This window comes from Rhodanobacter lindaniclasticus (assembly GCF_004799035.1).
GTDB lineage: Bacteria > Pseudomonadota > Gammaproteobacteria > Xanthomonadales > Rhodanobacteraceae > Rhodanobacter > Rhodanobacter lindaniclasticus.
In genome coordinates this window covers 1-6,437 of record NZ_MWIO01000051.1, presented here as the reverse complement: position 1 = coordinate 6,437, position 6,437 = coordinate 1, and the positions used below count along the sequence as shown (strand labels likewise).

The 6,437-nt window shown below is 67.8% G+C and carries 4 protein-coding genes; 2 read left to right on the top strand and 2 right to left on the bottom strand.

Annotation, left to right across the window (positions count from 1 at the left end):
• Both gspD and hrpB read left to right on the top strand, forming a co-directional pair.
• Positions 1-2,049: type II secretion system secretin GspD (gspD, locus tag B1991_RS15425; protein ID WP_136259567.1), on the top strand; the 2,049-nt coding region annotated here is incomplete at its 5' end.
• Positions 2,050-2,113: 64 nt separating this feature from the next.
• Positions 2,114-4,747: an ATP-dependent helicase HrpB gene (gene hrpB / locus B1991_RS15420; protein WP_136259566.1), complete on the top strand. Its 2,634-nt coding sequence runs from the start codon at positions 2,114-2,116 to the stop codon at positions 4,745-4,747.
• A gap of 128 nt (positions 4,748-4,875) precedes the next feature.
• Here hrpB and B1991_RS15415 read toward each other — a convergent pair whose 3' ends face one another.
• Complete coding sequence (locus tag B1991_RS15415) at positions 4,876-5,448, bottom strand: hypothetical protein (RefSeq protein WP_136259565.1); 573 nt, start codon at positions 5,446-5,448, stop codon at positions 4,876-4,878.
• 63 nt (positions 5,449-5,511) lie between these two features.
• Positions 5,512-6,210, bottom strand: coding sequence for a hypothetical protein (locus B1991_RS15410; RefSeq protein ID WP_136259564.1), 699 nt, complete (start codon positions 6,208-6,210; stop codon positions 5,512-5,514).
• Between the last annotated feature and the right edge of the window lie 227 nt (positions 6,211-6,437).

Sequence of the window (6,437 nt, the reverse complement as noted above, 5' to 3'; positions counted from 1 at the left end):
GCCGGCAAGGATGCGGTCACCTTCAACTTCGAGAACCAGCCGGTGCAGGCGGTGGTCAAGGCCATCCTCGGCGACCTGCTCAAGCAGAACTACACCATCGTGCCGGGAGTGGAGGGCAACATCTCCTTCTCCACCGCCGAGCCGGTCGAGCAGGAGCAGGCGCTGCCGATCCTGGAAACCCTGCTGGGCTGGACCCACAACGCGCTGGTCAGGCGCGCGGGCGGTTACGTGGTGCTGCCGGCGAAGGATGCGGTGGCCGGCAACCTGGTGCCCAGCCTCGGCGCGGCCGCGCCCGGCGGCGGCCTGCAGGCGCGGCTGTTTCCGCTGCGCTACATCTCCGCCACCGAGATGCAGAAGCTGATCAAGCCGTTCGTGGGCAAGGACGCGGTACTGCTGGTCGACCCCTCGCGCAACCTGCTGGTGCTGGCCGGCACGCCGCAGGAGCTGGCCGACGACGAACGCATGATCCGCACCTTCGACGTGGACTGGCTGCGCGGCACCTCGGTGGGCGTGTTCAACCTGCAGTACGCCCGCGTCGCCGAGCTGATGCCCAAGCTCGACAGCCTGTTCGGCGAACACGGCAGCACGCCGCTGGCCGGCATGCTGCGCTTCATTCCGATCGAGCGCACCAATGCGCTGGTGGTGATCAGCACCCAGGCCGACTACCTGCGCGAAGTGGGCGAGTGGATCGGCAAGATCGACGCCGGCGGCGGCAACCAGCCGCAGCTGTTCGTCTACGACGTGCGCAACCTCAAGGCCTCCGACCTGGCCCGTTACCTGGCGCAGATCTACACCAACGGCGCCGGCAGCGGCGGCGACAGCGGCGGCCAGGTCGGGCCGGGGCTGGGCAGCGGCACGCTGGGCAGCGCCGACAACGTCAACGCCAACCCGCTGGGCAGCACTGCCGGCAGCTTCGGCAACACCGGCACCGGCGCGATGGGCAGCGGCATGAATGGCGCCGTCGGCAGCGGCTTCAACAGCGGCGGCGAGAGCCGCGACGGCAGCGGCAACGGCCAGCCCGGCGTGATGTCCGGCAACACGACCACGGGCTTCGGCAACGCCGGCGGCAGCACGGAAACCAGCCAGCAATACGCCTCCAGCGACGGCAGCGTGCGGATCAGCTCGGTGGACAGCAACAACCAGTTGCTGATCCGCGCCCGGCCCTCGCAGTGGGAGGAGATCAAGCGCGCGATCGACAAGCTCGACAACGTGCCGATGCAGGTGCAGATCGAGACGCGCATCCTGGAGGTCAAGCTCACCGGTGCGTTCCAGTTCGGCGTGCAGTGGTACCTGAAGGGCTTCATCGGCAGCACGGTGGACAGCAACGGCAAGTTCATCCCCGGCTCCACCACCGCCAGCCAGTACGGCGCGCTGGGGCAGGGCGGGCCGGCATACGGCGGCGAGCCGTTCTTCTACTCCTTCCTCAACCACAACCTGCAGGTGGCCGTCCGCGCGATGGAAACCAGCGGCAACACCAAGACGCTGTCGGCGCCCTCGATGGTGGTGATGAACAACCAGATCGGCAAGATCCAGGTCGGTGACAGCATTCCGATCAACCAGACCACGGTCAACACCAACATCGGCACGGACACCAGCTACAGCTCGGTGCAATACCTCAACACCGGCGTGATCCTCAGCGTGCGTCCGCGGATCAATCCCGGCGGCCTGGTCTACATGGACGTCAGCCAGCAGGTCAGCCAGCGCGATGCCGCGCAGCCGTTGGTCAACGGCAACCCGTCGATCTCGCAGCGCGCGCTGTCCACCCAGGTGGCGGTGCAGAGCGGGCAGACCGTGCTGCTCGGCGGCCTGATCCAGCAGGACGAGGGCGTGACCAACACCGGCATTCCCGGCCTCAACCGCATCCCCGTCATCGGTCGCCTGTTCGGCAGCACCAACCGCAACCGCGACCGCACCGAACTGATCGTGCTGATCACCCCGCGCATCATCCGCAACAGCGACGAGGCCAAACAGGTCACCGACGAATACCAGGAGAAGTTCGAGTCGCTGGCGCCGCTGCGCACGGCGGCCCCGGCCGAAGCCAAGCCCTGATCGACCGCCGCCCCGGCGCCATGCCGGGGCGGCCGCGCCAGCACCGCCGGCTATCATCGGCACGATGAGCGTGCCGCCTTCGTTTCCGATCACCCCGCTGCTGCCCGAGATCCGCGCCGCGCTCGCGGCGCAGCCGCGGCTGGTGCTGGAGGCGCCGCCCGGCGCCGGCAAGACCACCCAGGTGCCGCTGGCCCTGCTCGATGCGCCGTGGCTGGCCGGGCAGAAGATCGTGATGCTGGAACCGCGTCGCCTCGCCGCGCGCGCCGCCGCGCAGTTCATGGCGGCGCAGCTGGGCGAGCCGGTCGGGCAGACGGTCGGCTACCGCATCCGCTTCGAGTCGAAGGTGAGTGTCGCCACCCGCGTCGAGGTGGTCACCGAAGGCATCCTCACCCGGCTGATCCAGGCCGATCCCGAACTGGCCGGCGTCGGCGGTATCATCTTCGACGAGTTCCACGAGCGGCATCTGGCCGGCGACCTCGGCATTGCGCTCGCGCTCGACGTGCAGGCCACGCTGCGGCCGGACCTGCGCCTGCTGCTGATGTCGGCCACGCTGGACGGCGAACGCATCGCCGCCTGGCTCGACGCGCCGCGCCTCACCAGCCCCGGTCGCAGCTTCCCGGTACGCATCGAGCATCCGCCCGTGCGCGCGCAGGAAACCCCGGAACACCACCTCGCCCGCACCGTGCGCCAGGCGCTCGACGACACCGACGGCGACGTGCTGGTGTTCCTGCCCGGCCGGCGCGAGATCGCGCAGGCGCAGCGCGTGCTCGAAGCTCTGCTCCCCTCTCCCGGAGGGAGAGGGGTTGGGGGTGAGGGTACGGGCGAAGCGCGGCATTCCGCTCCGGCCGTACCCTCATCCGCCCCTGCCGGGGCACCTTCTCCCGCAGGGAGAAGGGAGAGCGCCCACATCGACGTCGTACCCCTGCACGGCGAACTCTCCCTCACCGAACAACAACACGCGCTGGCCCCGGCCGAACCCGGCACGCGCCGCATCGTGCTGGCCACCAACGTGGCCGAATCGAGCATCACCTTGCCCGGCATCCGCTCCGTGATCGACAGTGGCCTCGCGCGCGAGCCGCGCTTCGATCCCAACTCCGGCTTCACCCGGCTGGAGACGGTCGTCATCTCGCAGGCCTCGGCCGACCAGCGCGCCGGCCGCGCCGGTCGCGTGGCGGCGGGCGTGGCCTATCGGCTGTGGCCGCAGAGCCGCCGGCTGGAGCGCAGCCGCAGTGCGGAGATCGCGCAGGCGGAGCTGTCCGGCCTTGCCCTGGAGCTGGCCGCCTGGGGCGTCACCGCGACGGATGGCGGTGGCCTGGCCTGGCTCGATCCGCCACCGCCCGGCGCGCTGGCCCAGGGGCGCGAAATGCTGCAGGCGCTCGATGCGCTGGACCGCGATGCGCGCATCACCGCGCTGGGCCGGCGCATGCTGGAATTGGGCACCAGCCCGCGGCTGGCCGCCGCCGCGCTGCGCGCGCCGCACGAGCAGCGTGCCGTGGTCGCCGATCTGCTGGCCCTGCTGGAGGCACGCTCGCCGCTGCGCGGCACGCAGGCGCGCAACGACGATCTGCGCGTGCGCCTGGCCGCCTTGCACGCCTGGCGCGACCGCCGCGGCGGCGCGCCGCGCGGCGAGGTCGACACCGGCGTACTGGCCGCGATCGAACAGGCCAGCAAGGGCTGGCGCAGACGTCTGGACGTCCGCACCGCGGCCACCGGCGTGCCCGACAGCCATGCGGTGGGCGACCTGCTGGCGCACGCCTTCCCCGACCGCATCGCCCATTGCGACGGCGACGATCCGCGCCGCTACGTGCTGGCCAACGGTCGCGGCGCCCGCCTGCACGAACACACCGCGCTGCTCGGCGAACCGTGGCTGGTGGTGACCGACCTGCGCCTGGAATCGCGCGACAGCCTGGTGTTCAGCGCCGCGCCGCTGGATCCGCGCACGCTGGAGCGCGATTTCCCCGCGCATTTCAGCCGCGAACGCACCCTGCGCTGGAACGAGCAGCGCGGCGCGGCCGAGGCATTCGAGGAGCACCGCTTCGGCGCCATCGTGCTGAGTCGCCACAGCGTGCCGGTGCACCCGGCCGACGCCTTGCCCGCGATGCTGGCGGCCATCCGCGCGCGCGGACTGGACGCGCTGCCGTGGAGCGATCACGCCCGCCGCCTGCGCGCGCGCATGCAGGCCGTGCACGCGTGGCTGCCCGAGCGGGACCTGCCCGACGTCTCCGACGCAAACCTGCTGGCCACGCTGGAGCAGTGGCTGGCGCCGTACCTGCACGGCAAGCATCGGCTGGACGCCCTGGGCGCGGAGGAGTTGTCGCAGGCGCTGGCGTCGCTGTTCGACCACTCGCAGCGCCAGCTGCTCGATGCGCAGGCACCGGAACAAGTCGTGGTACCCAGCGGCCAGTCACGCCGCCTGGAATACGCCGGCGCCGAGTCGCCGGTGCTGGCGGTGAAACTGCAGGAACTGTTCGGCCTGGCCGACACCCCGCGCGTCGGCGGCGGCCGCATCCCCGTCACCCTGCACCTGCTCTCGCCCGCCGGCCGCCCGATCCAGGTGACCCAGGACCTGCGCGGCTTCTGGGAACGCACCTACCCCGAGGTGAAAAAGGAACTCAAGGGCCGCTACCCGCGCCATCCCTGGCCCGACGACCCGTGGACGGCGCAGGCTACGCATCGGGCGAAGCCGCGGGGGAGCTGACCGCGCCTGCCTGGTCGGCGCCGCCGACCGATCGTCGCGGGAGGCTTCGACGAAGGGCCGTCACTAAAAGGGACGTGGCCAATCTAGTCTATTTAATTGGCCGCATTCCTTTTTATTGTAAGGAATTGTCAGGCTGCGGGCAGCGTGTAGGTGAATGAGCCGCAGTGTTCATTCATCAGGTTCCCGATGATTCGCCAGCGCCGTTCGCTGTGATCTTCGACTCCGAACAGCCAGAGTTCGCCAATCTTCAGCCCGGCAAGATCGAGCTCCTTGGGAGCGACGCGGACGAGACGGTTGATGTGGATTGCGACGCAGAGATCGGATGACGTGGGGTATTTGCGCTTTAGCTTGTCTATCTCGGATTGGAGTGACGTGCGCAAGTTTACGGAGCTTGGCACCAGCTGCTTCATCTGCAGCGGGATGAGGCCGCTGATGTTGTCCCTTTGCACTGCAAGGACGTAATCGTAGTCGGATCGCTCTAGGTTGCAGAAGTGGAAGGCTGCTCCTGATGCGACCGCCAACCCGTAACACAGAATGGCGCAGCGCCGGTCTTCCTCAACTTCTCGCCCCGCTCTGGTTCGCAGCGCAGCCGCTGCATGCGCTCCGTTCTCCGGAAGCACGTTTCGCAGCATTTCTTCAGTCGCGCACAGAAAGGTCGCGGGATCGAAGAATTGTGCGTCGGAGCATTCGGAGAACTTCATACCGCTGCCTAACGTCGGAGTTGACCGGCGCAATGCCGCTGCGTGTCCGCGTCGAACGACCTGTTAGATTGCCGTGGCAGCATTCCAAATGCCCTCATAGATTTGGATCTTCTGGGCAGCGATATCTGCGGACAGTGGAGCCAAGTAAGTGGCCTTCTTTGCCGCGGCATCTTTCACCGAAGAACCCAAAACCCAGCACTGCGCGCCGTCGACGAAAATGATGCGATCGTGAATGGCACTGCTCCTACGCGCCTCAATCCTGCACTGTTGCTGGAGGGAATACTTCCCCGCAGCTACGCGGACTTCTTCTGCATACCTCGCGCAGAGTAGTCGGACGTGTCGTCCCGGAGCTAACGCCCCGAGGTAGCCGTCGAATGCCTCAGCGTCCAAATAGGGGTCTACTAGAAAAAGGCTCGCCTCGGTCGAAAGAACGAGCTCACGAAGCGCTTTGAAGAAGTCGTACGCTGCTCCGGGACCGAAGGCCTGCCCCGCTGGGCGCGGCAACTGCTCTTCCAGCGAGGCGATTGCCCTGTAAATCGTGGTGAAGACGTTGCCATGATTCGCGGCCCGATTGAAGTTGCCGGTCATGCCGTCAACGGCGGTCTTGAAGAAGATGGCCTCCGTACGGTCCCACGTCGAGATCAACGCGGAGGCGTGGCCTAGCCAGGCAAACTGCTCTTGGCCGTACGGACCCCGGCCTTCCAACGGCGGCGCCGTGCTCAGAAGAGTCCGCAACTTATCGATAAGGATCAGAGCGTCCATGTGAAGGCAATCTAACGCTGGAGTTAAGCGGCGGCGGAGCCGTCCGCTTGAATGAGTAAAAAGAGACTTCCTCCCCTTACGGCCTCGAGGGCCATGATGGTGTTGCGACACAACCGTCAGCAGAAGAGGAAGTCTCCATGAGCACTATAACCCTGGGTGTGGACTTGGCGAAGAGCGTGTTTTCGGTGTGCGCGATGGATGGCGCTGGACACGTGCTGGAACGGCGG

Excerpts from the sequence above, each read along its gene's own strand:
- hrpB (WP_136259566.1), top strand. The coding sequence starts at position 2,114 with ATGAGCGTGCCGCCTTCGTTTCCGATCACCCCGCTGCTGCCCGAGATC.
- B1991_RS15415 (WP_136259565.1), bottom strand. The coding sequence starts at position 5,448 with ATGAAGTTCTCCGAATGCTCCGACGCACAATTCTTCGATCCCGCGACC.
- B1991_RS15410 (WP_136259564.1), bottom strand. The coding sequence starts at position 6,210 with ATGGACGCTCTGATCCTTATCGATAAGTTGCGGACTCTTCTGAGCACG.